The organism is Streptomyces sp. SX-6, from assembly GCF_059089585.1.
The window spans coordinates 186255-202334 of sequence record NZ_JBTHHU010000001.1 but is presented as its reverse complement, the minus strand read 5'-3'; the positions used below and the strand labels follow the sequence as shown (position 1 = coordinate 202334).

The following is a 16080-nucleotide window of genomic DNA, read 5'->3' as shown; positions in this document are numbered from 1 at the left end:
CCGTCAAAGCCCGGGACGCGGGCCCCGCCCGGCAGGTACAACACCAACGTGACCACCACCCTGCGACCCACCGCACCCGAGCAGCGCACCGACGACGGCAGCAGGTCCCGCTCCTACGACATCTGCGTCAACGGCAGGCCCGTCGGCGGCATCGACCTCGCCGTGGACGCCCGCTTCGGGCCGCACGCCGGCCGGATAACCCGGCTCGCCGTCGACGAGCGGGACCGGCACCGCGGGCGCGGGACGGTCGCCGCCCTCGCCGCCGAGGAAGTGCTGCGCGGCTGGGGCTGCCGACGGGTCGACGTGGCTGTCCCGGCAGGCGCCGGGACAGCGCTCGCGCTTGCCGCCGCCCTCGGCTACCGCGAGAACAGCCGCGACATGGCCAAGCCGCTCACCACCCCGCCCGGCCTGCCCCCGGGCAGCGTCGTACGGCCCATGGACCGGGCCGAGTACCCGGCCTGGTGCACTGTGGCAAAAGAAGCGGGCGTACAGGCCCTGGTGAGGCTCGGCGTGCCCCGGCACAGCGCCGAGGCCGCGACGGAGCGGGACCACACCGCCCGGCTGCCGCACGGCCCGGACACCGCCGGAACCGCCCTGCGCGTCCTGGCCCACGACGGCGTCGACGTCGGCACACTCTGGGCGGAGCAGCAGGAAGCGGGCGGCTACGTCGTGTACGTCGAAGTCACCCCCGGGCACCGGGGTCGCGGACACGGCCGCACGCTGATGCTCGTCGCCGAACGCGAGACCCTGGCGGCCGGCGCGCACACGCTCGCGCTCCACGTCTCCACCGCCAACGCACCGGCCCTGCGGCTGTACACGTCACTCGGCTACGAGCCGCTGCGCTTCCATCTCTCCAAGGAACTGCTCTAGCCGGCCAGCAGCCGGTCGGCGATCTTCTCGATGCGTTCGCGCAGCCCCTCCTGGCTCTTCCCGCCGTCGAGCCGCTCGCCGCCGATGACGTACGTGGGCGTGCCGGTCACACCGATCGCCTTGCCCTCGGCCTGATCCGCGTCGACGATCAGCAGGTGCCGCCCGTCGATCAGCGCGGTGTCCACCTCCTCGGCGTCCAGCCCGAGCTCGCCCGCCACGTCGACGAGGAACCGCTCGCCCCGGGTGCCCAGCTCCTCGGTGCGGGCCAGAACCGCCTCGACGTACGGCCATCCCTGCCCCTGCACCGCGGCCTCCTCGGCGGCCTGTGCGGCGGCGTACGCATGCTTGTGCCGCTCCAGCGGGAAGTGCCGCAGCCGGATCTCCAACTGTTCGCCGTAGCGGGCGCGCAGCGCGCGGAGGTCGTCGAGGGCCGTACGGCAGTCGGGGCACTGCAGCTCGCACCAGACGTCGAGGACGGCGCGGGAGGTGGTGGTGTCGCTCATGGGGCCAGTCTCCCAGTCCGCGCGGAGGAGCGGGATCTCGGCCCTGAGGAGGAGATCACCCCCAAGGCGATCCCGGAGTTCTCCCTGAGCTTTCTCCTGATCATGGCATGCACGGCACCGGCCGGTGCAGGATGGATGAGGGAACTTCACACCGGCAGGAGGACGGGATGCTGACCGAGACCGTATGCGCCGCGGTGTCCGCGGGCGGCCTGGGCATCGCCCTGCTGACGGCGTACCGCAAGCGCTTTCTCGCCGCGACCCGGATCGCGGCCTACTCCCTCATCCCCGTCGGGCTGGTCATGACGGGGCTCGTCAAGTGGGCCACCAAACTGGTCTTCGACCCGATGGTCTGGGTGGGCTTCTGCGTTCTCGGGTTCTCCTTCCTGCTGTTCATGGCGAGCAGGATCGCCGAGCGCCGCGGTGCCGGAGCACGGGGAGGAGCCGGGGAGCCCGCCGCCGTCGCCCGCCGCGACGCCGTGGCGCCGGCCGCCAACGCGCCTTCCCCGGCCGCCGTCCGGGCGCCGGAACGCCCGAAGAGCAAGGCCAAGCCCAAGTCCGGCAGCGAGGACTTCTCGGACATCGAGGCCATCCTCAAGAAGCACGGGATCTGACGAACTCCCGCGCACAGCTGGCGTGTTGGTGATGCGGGCGGGTTCCTCTGCGCCATCATCTGCCGGAGATGAACAACGAACCACCGGACACGACCGAGGAACCCCGCGGCTGTTTATTCGCCTTGTCCCAACCGCCGTTGATGTTCTTCCTCACCTTCGTGGCCACGCTGATCCTGCTGACCGCCGTCCACGACCTCTACCGCTGGTGAGGCCCCTCAGCTCGCGGCTTCCCTCCGGCGCGCCCGGTACGCGGCGACATGGAGCCGGTTGCCGCAGGTACGGCCGTCGCAGTAGCGGCGCGAACGATTACGGGACAGATCGACGAAGGCGCGCCCGCAGCCCGGCGCTCCGCAGCGCCGCAGCCGCTCGCGCTCGCCCGCGACGAGCAGGAACGCGAGCGCCATGCCGCCGTCCGCCGCGAGGTGCTCGGCGAGGGAGGCGCCGGGCGCGAAGTAGTGCACGTGCCAGTCGTAACCGTCGTGATCGGTCAGCTGTGGTGTGGTCCCGGCCTCCGCGACCAGGGCGTTGAGCATTTCGGCGGCGGCCGGGGTGGTGTCCGCGCCGAGTACCTGGGCGAAGCGTCCCCGGACGGCCCGCACCGCGATCAGGTCCTCCGGCCGGAGGTCGTCGACACCGCTGATGGCGTTGCGCTCGGCGAACGCGTGCAGCGCGGCGAGATCCATGAGGCTGTCGCCGGCGGGATCACCCGGCGCCCGGGATGTGCCGGGCGCGGTGTTCAGAAGGTCGACGACGGCGTTGAGCGCGCACCGGATGTCGTGGTTGATCAGCACGGTTCGTTCGCTCCCTGACCGGACGGATGGGGCGGCAATTGTTCGACTGCGGGCCATCGACCTTACTGGCTCCGCTGCCGCCGCAACGCGACGGTGCCGTCGTCGCGATGCTTTCCGCGACGACGGCACCGGTGGGATGCCCTATGCGAAACGAATGTGCGTGCTGTGCGCGCCGCCTCCCCGAGTGGGCGGCGCGCTGTGTACCGGCTCCGCCCGGCCTCAGCTCTCGGCCAGAATGTGCGAGAGCTCGGTATCCAGGTCGAAATGCCGGTGCTCGGTGCCCGGTGGCACGGCCGCGTCGGTCCGCTTCAGGAACGACTCCAGGGCTCGCGCCGGAGCCTCCAGCAGGGCCTCGCCCTCGGGGGAACTGAGAGCGATGCACACGACGCCCTGGCCGTGACTGCGGGACGGCCATACGCGGACGTCGCCGGTGCCGGTGGGCCGGTGCAGGCCCTCCGCGAGCAGGTCCCGGGCGAAGACCCACTCGACCGTTTCCTCGGCTCCGGTGTGGAAGGTGGCGTGCACGGCATACGGATCGGAAGTGTCGTACCGCAGACCTGCGGGTACAGGCAGTGACGATTCGCTCGACACAACGAGGCGCAGGTGCAGCTCGCAGCTGACCGTGGTGTTCATAAGCGCCAGGGCCTTTCGCTCAGTGTGCGCTCGGGGGTTCGCACGTCGGCGAAATCGACATGCCACCTACGGTGCCGTTGTAAACCCCTCTGACCGTTTTGAGGCCCTTCGTATACCTCGGACGGTCGATCGCTTCTGTCGCGCATGCACCCATTCCGGTGAGATCTCACGCTTTCGGTGCTCGCGAATCGCGCGGACACGGAGAGTGATGACGGTGGTGGTGCGCCCAGGGGTGCGCACGGTTCTGGGCATGGCCTGACATGCGGTAATGTTTGCGGTGCGCCCGGGCGATTAGCTCAGCGGGAGAGCGCTTCGTTCACACCGAAGAGGTCACTGGTTCGATCCCAGTATCGCCCACAGCAATGGACCGAGGGTCCGCAAGGCCAACCCCCTTGCGGACCCTCGGTTTTTGGTATGCGCTGGCAGGCATGGCCCGACGCCCGAGGCTCGCGCTCAACCACTACCGCTTCCGCGACGACTGGCTCCTCGACGCATCGCCCGGCGCCGTCTACGAGGTGCTCGAGGACGCGCACAACTACCCCTCCTGGTGGCCGCAGATCCGGGAAGTGGTCCAGATCGACGAGAAGAGCGGCACCGTCCGCTTCCGCTCCTTCCTGCCCTACGAGCTCGCCGTCACCGCCCGCGAGAGCCGCCACGACCTGCGCGCCCGCATCCTCGAGATCACCATGCGCGGCGATCTCGAGGGCTGGGTGCGCTGGACGCTGCTGCCGCACGGCACCGCGGGCACGCTGGCCCGCTTCGAACAGGAAGTGGACGTCCGCAAGCCGCTGATGCGGCTGCTGGCGCTCCCGGGCCGGCCGTTCTTCGTCGCCAACCACGCCTGGATGATGCGGGCCGGGCGGCGCGGGCTGCGGGCCCGGCTGGAACGCCGTCGGGCCGGAATTTGATGGGGAGCCGCCGCGACCTGTATTGTTCAGTGCGTTGCCGGGGGAAACCCCGGGAAGCTCCCGGGCGATTAGCTCAGCGGGAGAGCGCTTCGTTCACACCGAAGAGGTCACTGGTTCGATCCCAGTATCGCCCACACTGTAAGACCGGTCCGTCAACTGACGGGCCGGTCTTGTGCGTTGTCGTCCTTCACGCGGCGGCGGGCAGGCGCGGCCTCAGCGGCCAGGCCGGATCGCACTCCTCATCCGAACCGTTCCGTGCGAACCACGCCTGCAGGCCGCGTGCCTGCGCCGCGTGCCACACCGTCTGCCGCGCATGCAGCTCTGCCGGGCTCAGCCGCTCCAGGCGTGACGCGAACCGGCGTCCTATGGCCCGTACGACCTCCAGGGCCGCCGCCGCGTCGGCGCCCGCGTCGTGCGCGCCCGTCAGCTCCACGCCGTAGTGCGCGCACAGGTCCGTCAGTGTGCGGTGGCCCTTGCGGTAGCGGTCCAGATGCTTGTCGAGCACCCAGGGATCCAGGACGTACAGCGGCGTCTCCCCGAGGTACCCGGTGATCGCCTGGGCCCGGTGGCGCCGCAACTCCCGGTCCAGCAGGGTCAGATCGAACGGCGCGTTCATCACGACCAGCGGGATGTGCCCCGTGGCCTGCTCGGCTATCGCCCGGGCCACCTCCTCCATCACCGGCGCCGGCCAGCGCCCGTACTGGTGGAGATGGGTGTCGGTCAGCCCGTGTATCGCGGTCGCCCCTTCGGGCACGGGCACACCCGGATCGACCAGCCAGCGGGTGGCCATCGGCGAGGCCCCCGCCTGTGACTGCACCACGAGGGCTGCCGAAACGATCCGGTCGTGCTCCACGTCGACACCGGTCGTCTCGGTGTCGAAGGCGGCGAGTGGCCCCTCGAACCAGCACGGCATGTCACAACTCCTCGCGCTTGTCCGGCAAATGGCGTGTTTCCCCCTCCCGCGAGGTGATACCCGGTCATCCGGCAGCCCGAACCGTCGTCGTTTGCCGGGGAGTTCGTCTGGAGACAACACACTTGTACGGACCAAAGGACCGGTGAGCCCGGAAGGTGTTTCGGACATGGCGCTCGCGCAGCCCGACCCGGCCGCGCCGGCGAGGAGGCTGCCGACCGGGCGGCCCGCACCACGGCGCGGCACCATCGCCACCACCGCCTGCATGGAGACCCTGCAGATCGGCTACTTGCATGCGGTCGCCGCGGCAGCGGGCTGCTCCCTGGCACAGCCCTTTCCCGACTACGGCATCGACTGGCACGTCAGCCACAGCGCCCCCGGCCATGCCACGGACGACGAAGTCACCATCAAGGTGCAGCTCAAGTGCACCTATCAACTGGCCCCCCGGATGCCCGGCCCGACGTTCCCCTTCACGCTCGACAACGACCACCTCGCCAAGCTGGCCCGCACCCCGGTGTCGGTGCACAAGATCCTCGTGGTGATGGTGGTGCCGCGTACCCGGGACGAGTGGCTGCTCGCCGGACACGACCGGCTCGAGCTGCGCCACTGCTGCTACTGGGTCAACCTCGCCGGACATCCGGTCACCGGCAGGCGCAGAACCACCGTGCGCATATCCACCTCGCACGTCTTCGACGACCACGCCCTCTGCGAGATCATGACGCGGGTGGGGGCGGGAGGGAGACCCTGATGCAACGGCCCGCCGCCACCCCCGCCGATCCCGCTGTCCTGGGTGCCCTGCTCGCCCGCCACGGCTGGCGGCGGCGCGGGGGAGCGGCCGGGCACTACAGCCGCTGGACGCCGCCCGAAGGCGTCGGCACCAGCGTGCTCGTCCCCGACAGCCGCGCTTTTCCCGACAGCGCGGACCTGCTCGCCGAGGCCGTCACGGCCCTGGAACGCAGCGCCTCCCCGTCCGCGCGCCACGTCCTCGTCGCGCTGCGCGTGCCCAGCGACGAGATCCACTGGCACCGGGACATCCCCGAGCCCCAGGCCCCGGCCGCCGCCTGGACCGCGCAGGAGCGGCTGCGGTCCGGGGCCCGGGCGATGCTGCTCGCCGGGGCCCTGGCCGCCGGGGGCCGGGCCGGCTACCACGGCGCCCGCCACCGCGGCAGGGCCGAGGCCGTGCTGGACCGGCTGCTGCTGGGCCCCGTGCGTTCCGGCCGGGAGCTGGCCGTCTTCGTGCCGGTCGGGCCCGACGACCCGTACGGGCGCCCGGCCGTCACCGCTCTGCTGCGCGCACTGCACGCGGCCCGCGACGCGACCGACTACCAGCGGGCCACCGGCCGCACGGACGCTTTCGACACGGCGGTGGAGGCAGGGGTGTGCCAGGAACTGACCGAGGCCGTCGCCGCCCTGGTCGGTGGTTCCGCGGGCATACGGGTCCGGGTGGACTGGGCTCCGGCGGCAGGTCCCCCGGAGGGGTTCGCCGAGCGGCCCGAGCCGGTGGAGTTCTCCCCGGGCGACCTCCAGGCCCTGCGGGAGGCCGGCGCGCGGTACATACGGGACGAGCCATCGGTGCCGGTGCAGCTCACGGGGACCGTGGTGCGGCTGTGGCGCGAGGCCCCGTGCGGCGCCGGAGTGGTGCGGTTGCGGGTGCTCGCGGGGGCGGAGGTGGCCGAGGTACGCATGGAACTGGAGGAGGACGACTACCGCGTCGCGGGCCAGGCCCATCTGGCGGGGGTGCCCGTCAGGGCCACCGGCCGGCTGGAGAGCCGGGGCGGTTTCCGGCGGCTCACCGGCGCGAGCGGTGTGGCGCCCGCCCAGGTCGACGAGGCGGAGCGGGACCGGCTGCTCAAGTCGCTGCACGCGAGCCTCGACGTCTTCGGCGACAAGGACGGTGAGGCATAACCGTTTCGCGACCACGGGGCAGGGCTCGGTACGATTCAGGCGCACAGCGTCCGCTGTTGCGTCCCCTGAGTCAGGAGAGTCCGGTGTCAGACGTCCGTGTGATCATCCAACGCGATTCCGAGCGGGAAGAGCGCGTGGTGACGACGGGCACTACGGCCGCCGATCTCTTCGCCGGGGAGCGCACCATCGTCGCCGCGCGCGTGGCGGGCGAGCTGAAGGACCTCGCGTACGCGCTCGCGGACGGCGACGAGGTCGAGCCCGTCGAGGTCTCCTCCGAGGACGGTCTCAACATCCTGCGGCACTCGACCGCGCACGTCATGGCCCAGGCCGTGCAGCAGCTGTTCCCCGAGGCCAAGCTGGGCATCGGCCCGCCGGTCAAGGACGGTTTCTACTACGACTTCGACGTCGAGAAGCCCTTCCACCCCGATGACCTCAAGCTCATCGAGAAGAAGATGCAGGAGATCATCAAGCGAGGGCAGAAGTTCTCCCGCCGCGTGGTCACCGACGAGGCCGCCCGCGAGGAGCTCGCGGACGAGCCGTACAAGCTCGAACTGATCGGCCTCAAGGGCTCGGCAGCGCAGGAAGAGGGCGCCAACGTCGAGGTCGGCGCCGGCGAGCTCACCATCTACGACAACCTGGACGCCAAGTCCGGCGAGCTGTGCTGGAAGGACCTGTGCCGGGGCCCGCACCTGCCGACGACCCGGGTGATCCCGGCGTTCAAGCTGATGCGCGTGGCGGCGGCGTACTGGCGCGGCAGCGAGAAGAACCCGCAGCTCCAGCGCATCTACGGCACCGCGTGGCCGACCAAGGACGAGCTGAAGGCCCACCTGGAGTTCCTGGTCGAGGCCGAGAAGCGCGACCACCGCAAGCTCGGTGCCGAGCTGGACCTGTTCTCCATCCCGGAGGAGCTCGGTTCCGGTCTCGCGGTCTTCCACCCCAAGGGCGGCGTCGTCCGCCGGGTCATGGAGGACTACGCCCGCCGGAAGCACGAGCAGGGCCGCTACGAGTTCGTCAACACCCCGCACATCTCGAAGGAACAGCTCTTCGTGACCTCGGGGCACCTGCCGAACTACTCCGAGGCGATGTTCCCGCCGGTGGAGTTCGAGGGCCAGAACTACCGCCTCAAGGCGATGAACTGCCCCATGCACAACCTGATCTTCAAGGCGCGCGGCCGTTCGTACCGTGAGCTGCCGCTGCGGCTGTTCGAGTTCGGCACGGTCTACCGCTACGAGAAGTCCGGTGTGGTGCACGGCCTCACCCGGGCCCGTGGGTTCACCCAGGACGATTCGCACATCTACTGCACCAAGGAGCAGATGGCGGACGAGCTGGACAACCTGCTCACCTTCGTCCTGGACCTGCTCCGCGACTACGGCATGAGCGACTTCGAGCTGGAGCTGTCCACCCGGGACCCCCAGTCCGACAAGTTCATGGGCGAGGACGAGGAGTGGGAGGAGGCCACCGAGGCGCTGCGCAAGGCGGCCGAGAAGCAGGGGCTCCCGCTGGTCCCGGACCCGGGCGGCGCGGCCTTCTACGGCCCGAAGATCTCCGTCCAGGCGAAGGACGCCATCGGCCGCAGCTGGCAGATGTCGACGCTGCAGGTGGACTTCCAGCAGCCGAAGCGCTTCGGCCTGGAGTACACGGCGGCGGACGGTTCCAAGCAGCAGCCGGTGATGATCCACCGGGCGCTGTTCGGCTCGATCGAGCGGTTCTTCGCGGTGCTGCTGGAGCACTACGCGGGCGCGTTCCCGGCGTGGCTCGCTCCGGTGCAGGCGATCGGCATCCCGGTCGGCGACGCGCACGTGCCGTACCTGGAGGAGTTCGCGGCGGAGGCCCGGGCGAAGGGCCTGCGGGTCGAGGTCGACGCTTCGGCGGACCGGATGCAGAAGAAGATCCGCAATGCGCAGAAGTCGAAGATCCCGTTCATGATCATCGTCGGTGACGACGACATGAACGCGGGCACGGTGTCGTTCCGCTACCGCGACGGCTCGCAGGAGAACGGCATCGCGCGTGACGAGGCGCTGGCGAAGCTTCTCGATGTCGTGGAGCGCCGCGTACAGATGTGACCTGCTCCCCGTGTGAGCGGGGAGAGAAGGGGCGGCCCCGACCAGGGCCGCCCCTTCTCGCATCCCGGCCACGGAATATGCTGCTCAACATGACGAGTGAGCCGGAACAGCAGATCGGAGTCGGGTCCCCGGACGCCTTCCAGCGCCTGTGGACGCCCCATCGGATGGCGTACATCCAGGGGGAGAACAAGCCGACCGGCCCGGGCGCGGGCGACGGTTGCCCGTTCTGCTCGATCCCGGAGAAGTCGGACGAGGACGGGCTCATCATCGCGCGGGGGCGGAGCGTGTACGCGGTGCTCAACCTCTACCCCTACAACGGCGGCCACCTCATGGTCGTCCCGTTCCGGCATGTGGCCGACTACACCGACCTCGATGATGCCGAGACCGTCGAGCTCGCGGAGTTCACCAAGAAGGCCATGACCGCCCTGCGGGTGGCCTCGGGAGCGCACGGATTCAACATTGGCATGAACCAGGGCACCGTCGCCGGCGCCGGTATCGCCGCCCACCTGCACCAGCACGTCGTGCCCCGTTGGGGCGGCGACACCAACTTCATGCCCGTCGTGGGCCACACGAAGGTGCTGCCCCAACTGCTCGCGGACACGCGGAAGATGCTGGCCGACGCCTGGCCGGCGGAGTAGTCCCGCCGTACGGTCGACGAGGGACACGAATCACCTTCAAAGTGAAGAATTAGCTCAAAAACCAGACATAAACGCTCTAATGGTGCGGTGACCTTTCTTCACCGTCGCACCGTCCTGCGCGCAGCCGCGAGCGGTGTCCTCGCCGGAGCGGCGGGGGCACCGCTCGCGGGCTGTGACGACGAGCGGAAGGCCCTGCCGCCCGTACAGTCGCCGCACGCGTCCGCGCATGGTCCGTCCGTACCGGCGGTGCCAGTGCCGCCGCGGCTGCCGCCGTTGCCCGCCGGGCTGCCCGTGCAGATCGACCACGGCCCCCGGCGGGGCCATGCGGTGGCGCTCACCTTCCACGGCCGCGGGGACGCCAAGTCGGCCACCAGTCTGCTGGCGGAGGCCGAACGGGCCGGGGCGCACATCACCGTGCTGGCCGTCGGGGACTGGCTCGACGCACAGCCGCAGCTGGCGCGCCGCGTTCTCGACGGCGGGCACGAGCTGGGCAACCACACGATGCGCCATCTCGACATCTGCTCGATGAGCGCCAAGGCGGCCTATGCCGAGATCACCCAGTGCGCCGACCGGCTGCGCAGGCTCACGGGCGGCATCGGGCGCTGGTTCCGTCCTTCGCGCGCGCGGCGTGCCACCGATCTGGTGGTGGGGCTGGCGCACAAGGCCGGTTACCCCCATGTCCTGTCGTACGACGTGGACTCCCTCGACTTCACCGACCCGGGCGCGGCAGCCGTCCGGCATGCCGTGCTGGACGCGGTACGCCCGGGGTCGGTCGTGAGTCTGCACTTCGGGCACGTCGGCACGGTGGCCGCGCTGCCCGCGATCCTCGACGGCCTGCACCGCCGCGGTCTGCGCGCGGTGACGACTACGGAGCTGCTGACCCGATGATCCAGTTCTCGCACGTCCGTCCCCGTCCCCGAGTGCGTGGAGTCCGCGGGGCCGCGCTGCTGGCCGTTGTCTGTGCGCTGGTGGCGGTCGCCGGCTGCGGCGGTCGCGACGACGACTCCGAGGCAGCCGACCGGCAGCCGCAGCAGCACAGCAGCCAGGGGGCGGCCCGGGGCCTTCCGCTGGGGCTGCCGGGGATGCCGCCGCTGCTCGATCCGAACGACCTGTACGCGGCGGACCGGCCCAACATGCTGTCGCCGGTGGTCAGGGACTTCCCGTCGAGGGTCTATGTGCCCAACACCGAGTCGGACACGGTCAGTGTCATCGATCCCAGGACGTACAAGGTGATCGAGACGATTCCGGTGGGCAATCAGCCTCAGCACGTGGTGCCGTCGTGGGACCTGAAGACGCTGTGGGTCAACAACGACCGTGGGCACACGCTCACTCCGATCGATCCGGCAACCGGCAAGGCGGGCAAGCCGGTCGACGTGCACGACCCGTACAACCTCTACTTCACCCCGGACGGCAAGTACGCGGTGGTGATGGCCTCGATGGACCGCGAGCTGGTGTTCCGGGACGCGCACACCATGGAGCGGAAGAAGACCGAGCCGGTGAGCTGTCTGGGGGTGAATCACGCGGACTTCTCGCCGGACGGGCGGTACTTCATCGTCTCCTGTGAGTTCTCGGGGGAGTTGCTCAAGGTCGACACGGCGAAGATGAAGGTCGTCGGCCAGCAGAAGCTGCCGTTCGAGGGGGCGATGCCGCAGGATGTGAAGATCGCCTCGGACGGGAAGACCTGGTACGTCGCCGACATGATGGCCGACGGGGTGTGGGTGCTGGACGGGGACAGGTTCACCAAGCCGTGGCTGATGCCGACCGGCAAGGGGGCGCACGGTCTCTATGTGAGCCGGGACTCGAAGTCGATGTACATCTCCAACCGGGGCGAGGGCTCGATCTCCGTACTCGACCTGGCCAGCCGCAAGTTGGTGCACAAGTGGGAGCTGCCCGACGGCGGGAGCCCGGACATGGGCGGGGTGTCGGCGGACGGCAAGGAGCTGTGGCTGTCGGGCCGTTACAACAGCGAGGTATATGTGATCGACACCAGGGACGGGCATCAGATCGCCAGGATCCCGGTCGGCGCGGGGCCGCACGGGCTCGCCGTCTACCCGCAGCCGGGCCGCTATTCGCTGGGCCACACCGGAATCTTCCGGTGAGGCCCAGCGGGCGGGTCATGCGTTGTAGACGTCGGCCTGACGCGGTGTCGGGTCCTGGACGGCGCCGCTGAGGAAGTTGGCCCGGTTGCCGAACCGGTCGGTGTTCACACCGTGGTCGGCGAGCACGCGCAGCGCCGCCTCGTGCACCACGCGCAGGACGGGCGTGGCGGCGCGCAGCGCGTCGTCGGCCATGAACCGGTGCCGCCAGGGCTTGTCGGCCCAGGCATGGCGGAGTCCGAAGGGTTCGGGGAGGACGAGCTTGCCTCCCCAGTACTCGAGCAGGGGCGGATACCAGGTGAGGGGGGCGCGTGCGGCGAGGCGGACGACTTCGCGGGCCTCGACGACGGGAAGGGTGCGCTCCCATGTCTCCCAGAACTTGATGCCCTTCCTGAAGGACCTGGTGCGGCTCTTGGGCTTTCCGTTGAAGACGGGGTGGATGGGGCCGAGGGCGTGGCCGGTGACCTCGATGCGCAGGGTCTTGTGGAGGACAGTCACATTGATGAGCAGGGTGATGACCAACTGGCCGTCCCAGAGCACGAACTGGACGCCCAGGTAGTGGCGGTCACCACTGCCGAAGTGCTGTTCGTTGCAGATCTTCTGGAGTTCGCTGCCGCGTATCTGGTAGGAACCCTCCTCGGCACCGGCCGGACGGGAGACGGCGCCCGCGCCCTCGCCGATGGGGGAGACCACCCAGTGCTCGACGAACGGAGCAGTCAGGCCACCGGTGTTGACGGGGGTGCGCTCCAGCAGGCGCAGCTGGTCGTGGACGGCGCGCATGATGTCCCAGCTGCGGAAGGGGTGGATCTCCTTCTCGGGGTCGGCGGGGACCAGTTCCTCGGCGAGTTGCCAGCTGCCCCAGCGGGTGCCCATGCCGAGTATGCCTTTGGGGCCGGCGTAGAAGACGACGTTGCTCTTCTGTTCGGCGGAGAGCCGTTCCAGGCTCTGGCGCAGCTGCTCGGCGGCGCTCTCGCCGGGGGTCTGGGGCACGGCTTCGGGGATCTGCGCGGCGACGCCGCCGCCCGCGAGCAGACCGGTCCAGCGTTCGCGCAGGTCCTTGGCGGTGCGTTCGCAGATGACCTTGGCCCAGGCCCAGCCGATGACGGGGGCGACGAGCATGGCGCGCAGGTAGATGCCGAGGAAGCCGGTCAGCGGCAGCTTGACCATGAAGACCACGGCGAGGATCGCGAGGAGGGCGAGGAGCCCCATGCCGAGTGCGCCGACCCGTTTGTTCTGGGATCCCGCGATCCAGCGGCGCAGTTGGAAGGCGGCGAGCCACAGGGAGACGCCGGGCAGGAAGAGGATGCCGAACACGACCATGAGCAGGGTGAGTCGGACGTCGCGCAGTTTGCGGATGCGGTTGGCGGCGAGGCAGTGCTCGACGATGACCTGGGGTTCGGTGCCGAAGGACTGGATGAGGGGCTTGCGGCCGCTGCCGAGCATACGGGCGTGGACGGCGCGGGAGAACGCCTCGCCCAGGTTGGGTTCGAAGAGCGATATGCGGGGTTTCTTGACCTCGGAGGCGGTCCACTCGGAGTTGGCCTTGAGCAGCTCGTCCACGGGCCCGTCGCGATAGGCGGCCGAGGCGAGCGCCAGGGTTGCCGCGGTCTGTCCGGCGCCGCCCGCGATGGGGACCTGCGCGCCCGGGCTGAACTCGAAACCGTCTGCCACTGCTGCCCCCACAATGCCGCGCGCACCCCTTGCGGCGGCGTGCTCCCGTCCACGTCCGCGGCTGGTGCCGCGGGCCGCCTGCTCAGCGTAATGGTGCGGGCCGTCACCTGTCGTCGGAGATCGGAAAGCCGCCCGCTTCCGTTCGTCCGGGGCGGGCGGCTTGTGAACTATGCGCCGTTCTCTGCCTGTTCGCGGATCCGGTCGGCGAGCTGGGGCGGCATCGGCTCGTGCCGGGCGTACGAGCGGCTGAACCGCCCGGTGCCGTGCGACAGGGAGCGCAGGTCCACCGTGTACCGCTCGATCTCGATCTCCGGGACCTCGGCCCGTACGAGGGTGCGGCCGCCGGGGGACTGCTCGGTGCCGACGACCCGGCCGCGCCGTCCGGACAGGTCGCTCATGACCGGGCCGACGTACTCGTCGGACACCAACACCTGGACGTCGGCGACCGGTTCGAGGAGATGGATGCGGGTCTCGGCGGCGGCTTCGCGCAGGGCGAGGGCGCCGGCGGTCTGGAAGGCCGCGTCCGAGGAGTCCACCGAGTGCGCCTTGCCGTCGAGGAGGGTGACGCGTACGTCGACCAGGGGGTAGCCGGCGGCGACTCCGCGGGCCGCCTGGGCGCGTACGCCCTTCTCTACGGAGGGGATGAACTGGCGTGGTACCGCTCCGCCGACGACCTTGTCGACGAATTCGATGCCGGTTCCGCCGGGCAGTGGCTCGACCTCGATCTCGCAGATGGCGTACTGGCCGTGGCCGCCCGACTGTTTGACGTGGCGTCCGCGCCCGCTCGCCCTGGAGCCGAACGTCTCGCGGAGGGAGACCAGATGGGGCACCACGTCGACCTGGACGCCGTAGCGGGTGCGCAGTCGCTCGAGGGCCACCTCCCGGTGGGCCTCGCCGAGGCACCACAGGACCACTTGGTGGGTGTACTGGTTGTGCTCGAGCCGCATGGTGGGGTCCTCGGCGACGAGCCGGGCGAGACCCTGCGAGAGCTTGTCCTCGTCGGCCTTGCTGTGGGCCTGGATGGCGACGGGCAGCAGCGGGTCGGGCATGATCCAGGGTTCCATGAGCAGCGGGTCGCCGGTGGCGGACAGGGTGTCGCCCGTCTCGGCCTGGCCGAGCTTGGCGACGCACGCGATGTCGCCGGCGACGGCCTGGCCCAGGAGCCGCTGGTGCTTGCCGAAGGGCGAGGACAGGGCGCCGACGCGCTCGACGACGTCGTGGCTCTCGTGGCCGCGGTCCTCCAGGCCGTGGCCGGAGACGTGCACGGCCTCGTCGGGACGCAGGGTGCCGGAGAAGACGCGGACGAGGGAGATCCGGCCCACGTACGGGTCGGACGAGGTCTTGATCACCTCGGCGGCGAGCGGGCCCGCGGGGTCGCAGGACAGCGGGGCGCGGGGGGCGCCGCCGGGGGTGGTGACGTCGGGGATCTCGCGCTCGGTCGGGGTGGGGAAGCCGCCGGTGACGAGCTCGAGCAGCTCGACGGTGCCCAGACCCTGCCGGGTGCCCTCGGGGGCGGGCGCGGCGGCCAGCACGGGGTGGAAGGAGCCGCGTGCGACGGCGCGTTCGAGATCCTCGATCAGGGTCTTGACATCGATCTCCTCCCCGCCGAGGTAACGGTCCATCAGGGTCTCGTCCTCGCTCTCGGCGATGATGCCCTCGATGAGCCGGTTGCGGGCCTCCTCGATCAGCGGGACGTGCTCGTCGGAGGGCGCGGTCTCGGTCCGCTCGCCCGGGGAGTAGTCGAAGACCCGCTGGGAGAGCAGGCCGATGAGGCCGGTGACGGGCCGGTGGCCGTCGGGGCCCTCCGGGCCGTGCAGGGGGAGGTAGAGCGGCAGCACGCTGTCGGCGGAGTCGCCGCCGAAGGCCGCACGGCAGGTCTCCGTCATCTGCTCGAAGTCCGCCCGTGCCGCCTCCAGGTGCGTCACCACGATCGCGCGGGGCATGCCCACGGCCGCGCACTCCTCCCAGAGCATGCGCGTGGCGCCGGTGACGCCTTCCGCGCCCTCCGCCGCCGAGACGACGAAGAGCGCGGCGTCCGCCGCGCGCAGCCCGGCCCTCAGCTCGCCGACGAAGTCGGCGTAGCCGGGGGTGTCCAGCAGGTTGATCTTGATGCCCGCCCACTCCACGGGGACCACGGCGAGCTGGACCGAGCGCTGCTGGCGATGCTCGATCTCGTCGTAGTCGGACAGCGCGCCGCCGTCCTCGACGCGGCCCGCCCGGTTCACCGCGCCGGTGGCCAGCGCCAGTGCTTCGACCAGGGTCGTCTTGCCGGATCCGCTGTGGCCGACCAGCACCACGTTCCGTATGCTGCCGGGCCGGTCGGCCGCCACTGCTCTGCCGGCGGCCCCTGGGTGGACAGTCGTCTTCTCGCCCATGTGCCTCGCCTTCCGGTTGACACCTGCGGTCCTTCGAGCTTTCCACCGTGGTCACGCTGCGTCCATACGTCGCACACGGAGGCGCAACCATCCGCCCCCGGCGTGA

At 70.4% G+C, this 16080-nt stretch carries 16 protein-coding genes and 2 tRNA genes; 12 read left to right on the top strand and 6 right to left on the bottom strand.

The features are described 5' to 3' along the window. Positions 1-48 precede the first annotated feature (48 nt). Positions 49-870 (top strand): GNAT family N-acetyltransferase, encoded by an 822-nt coding sequence (locus tag ACV530_RS00965; protein WP_494330233.1) that lies wholly within the window; start codon positions 49-51, stop codon positions 868-870. Here ACV530_RS00965 and ACV530_RS00960 read toward each other — a convergent pair. Beyond that, on the bottom strand, positions 867-1373 hold the full coding sequence (locus ACV530_RS00960; protein ID WP_494330232.1) for a DsbA family protein: 507 nt from the start codon (positions 1371-1373) through the stop codon (positions 867-869). The two genes, ACV530_RS00965 and ACV530_RS00960, sit on opposite strands and share 4 nt — an antisense overlap. A gap of 167 nt (positions 1374-1540) precedes the next feature. Between ACV530_RS00960 and ACV530_RS00955 the strand changes: the two genes are divergently transcribed. Both ACV530_RS00955 and ACV530_RS00950 read left to right on the top strand, forming a co-directional pair. Then, complete coding sequence (locus ACV530_RS00955) at positions 1541-1984, top strand: hypothetical protein (RefSeq protein ID WP_494330231.1); 444 nt, start codon at positions 1541-1543, stop codon at positions 1982-1984. Between the two features lie 68 nt (positions 1985-2052). Continuing rightward, positions 2053-2193 (top strand): hypothetical protein, encoded by a 141-nt coding sequence (locus ACV530_RS00950; RefSeq protein WP_494330230.1) that lies wholly within the window; start codon positions 2053-2055, stop codon positions 2191-2193. A 6-nt stretch (positions 2194-2199) separates the two neighbouring features. On the opposite strand, the gene ACV530_RS00945 is transcribed toward ACV530_RS00950, so the two are convergent. Continuing rightward, a complete protein-coding gene (locus ACV530_RS00945; RefSeq protein WP_494330229.1) occupies positions 2200-2775 on the bottom strand; it encodes a CGNR zinc finger domain-containing protein in 576 nt (191 codons plus the stop codon). Between the two features lie 219 nt (positions 2776-2994). After that, positions 2995-3408 carry an SsgA family sporulation/cell division regulator gene (locus ACV530_RS00940; protein WP_004942301.1) on the bottom strand — a complete coding sequence of 138 codons (414 nt, stop codon included), beginning with the start codon at positions 3406-3408 and terminating at the stop codon, positions 2995-2997. 285 nt (positions 3409-3693) lie between these two features. Here ACV530_RS00940 and ACV530_RS00935 point away from each other — a divergent pair. The 3 genes from ACV530_RS00935 to ACV530_RS00925 all read left to right on the top strand — a co-directional run bounded on the left by ACV530_RS00935 (position 3694) and on the right by ACV530_RS00925 (position 4450). Beyond that, positions 3694-3765 (top strand) — tRNA-Val (locus ACV530_RS00935). A 71-nt stretch (positions 3766-3836) separates the two neighbouring features. Then, positions 3837-4316 carry an SRPBCC family protein gene (locus ACV530_RS00930; protein WP_494330228.1) on the top strand — a complete coding sequence of 160 codons (480 nt, stop codon included), beginning with the start codon at positions 3837-3839 and terminating at the stop codon, positions 4314-4316. A 62-nt stretch (positions 4317-4378) separates the two neighbouring features. After that, positions 4379-4450 (top strand) — tRNA-Val (locus ACV530_RS00925). 53 nt (positions 4451-4503) lie between these two features. On the opposite strand, the gene ACV530_RS00920 is transcribed toward ACV530_RS00925, so the two are convergent. After that, entirely contained in the window at positions 4504-5229 is a 726-nt protein-coding gene (locus ACV530_RS00920) for an exonuclease domain-containing protein (protein ID WP_494330227.1), read from the bottom strand. A gap of 166 nt (positions 5230-5395) precedes the next feature. Here ACV530_RS00920 and ACV530_RS00915 point away from each other — a divergent pair, with 166 nt between their 5' ends. From ACV530_RS00915 to ACV530_RS00890, 6 genes are all read left to right on the top strand, one after another. Then, on the top strand, positions 5396-5974 hold the full coding sequence (locus ACV530_RS00915) for a DUF4365 domain-containing protein (RefSeq protein ID WP_494330226.1): 579 nt from the start codon (positions 5396-5398) through the stop codon (positions 5972-5974). Continuing rightward, positions 5974-7131: a hypothetical protein gene (locus ACV530_RS00910; RefSeq protein WP_494330225.1), complete on the top strand. Its 1158-nt coding sequence runs from the start codon at positions 5974-5976 to the stop codon at positions 7129-7131. The genes ACV530_RS00915 and ACV530_RS00910 overlap by 1 nt, the downstream gene beginning before the upstream one ends. Before the next feature lie 83 nt (positions 7132-7214). Further along, the gene (thrS, locus tag ACV530_RS00905) at positions 7215-9194 is read left to right on the top strand and encodes a threonine--tRNA ligase (protein ID WP_494330224.1); all 1980 of its coding nucleotides are present in this window, start codon (positions 7215-7217) and stop codon (positions 9192-9194) included. Positions 9195-9271: 77 nt separating this feature from the next. Continuing rightward, positions 9272-9832, top strand: a complete 561-nt coding sequence (locus ACV530_RS00900) for an HIT family protein (protein WP_494330223.1) — start codon at positions 9272-9274, stop codon at positions 9830-9832. A gap of 87 nt (positions 9833-9919) precedes the next feature. Then, the gene (locus ACV530_RS00895) at positions 9920-10720 is read left to right on the top strand and encodes a polysaccharide deacetylase family protein (protein ID WP_494330222.1); all 801 of its coding nucleotides are present in this window, start codon (positions 9920-9922) and stop codon (positions 10718-10720) included. A gap of 32 nt (positions 10721-10752) precedes the next feature. Beyond that, the gene (locus ACV530_RS00890) at positions 10753-11931 is read left to right on the top strand and encodes a YncE family protein (RefSeq protein WP_494330221.1); all 1179 of its coding nucleotides are present in this window, start codon (positions 10753-10755) and stop codon (positions 11929-11931) included. Positions 11932-11946: 15 nt separating this feature from the next. On the opposite strand, the gene ACV530_RS00885 is transcribed toward ACV530_RS00890, so the two are convergent. Together ACV530_RS00885 and ACV530_RS00880 are read right to left on the bottom strand one after the other, a co-directional pair. Next, positions 11947-13599: an AbeC-like domain-containing protein gene (locus ACV530_RS00885; protein ID WP_494330220.1), complete on the bottom strand. Its 1653-nt coding sequence runs from the start codon at positions 13597-13599 to the stop codon at positions 11947-11949. 167 nt (positions 13600-13766) lie between these two features. Continuing rightward, a complete protein-coding gene (locus ACV530_RS00880) occupies positions 13767-15974 on the bottom strand; it encodes an elongation factor G-like protein EF-G2 (protein WP_494330219.1) in 2208 nt (735 codons plus the stop codon). Between the last annotated feature and the right edge of the window lie 106 nt (positions 15975-16080).

Excerpts from the sequence above, each read along its gene's own strand:
- ACV530_RS00900 (WP_494330223.1), top strand. The coding sequence starts at position 9,272 with ATGCTGCTCAACATGACGAGTGAGCCGGAACAGCAGATCGGAGTCGGG.
- ACV530_RS00950 (WP_494330230.1), top strand. The coding sequence starts at position 2,053 with ATGAACAACGAACCACCGGACACGACCGAGGAACCCCGCGGCTGTTTA.
- ACV530_RS00920 (WP_494330227.1), bottom strand. The coding sequence starts at position 5,229 with ATGCCGTGCTGGTTCGAGGGGCCACTCGCCGCCTTCGACACCGAGACG.
- ACV530_RS00915 (WP_494330226.1), top strand. The coding sequence starts at position 5,396 with ATGGCGCTCGCGCAGCCCGACCCGGCCGCGCCGGCGAGGAGGCTGCCG.
- ACV530_RS00940 (WP_004942301.1), bottom strand. The coding sequence starts at position 3,408 with ATGAACACCACGGTCAGCTGCGAGCTGCACCTGCGCCTCGTTGTGTCG.
- ACV530_RS00960 (WP_494330232.1), bottom strand. The coding sequence starts at position 1,373 with ATGAGCGACACCACCACCTCCCGCGCCGTCCTCGACGTCTGGTGCGAG.
- ACV530_RS00910 (WP_494330225.1), top strand. The coding sequence starts at position 5,974 with ATGCAACGGCCCGCCGCCACCCCCGCCGATCCCGCTGTCCTGGGTGCC.
- ACV530_RS00880 (WP_494330219.1), bottom strand. The coding sequence starts at position 15,974 with ATGGGCGAGAAGACGACTGTCCACCCAGGGGCCGCCGGCAGAGCAGTG.
- ACV530_RS00930 (WP_494330228.1), top strand. The coding sequence starts at position 3,837 with ATGGCCCGACGCCCGAGGCTCGCGCTCAACCACTACCGCTTCCGCGAC.
- ACV530_RS00955 (WP_494330231.1), top strand. The coding sequence starts at position 1,541 with ATGCTGACCGAGACCGTATGCGCCGCGGTGTCCGCGGGCGGCCTGGGC.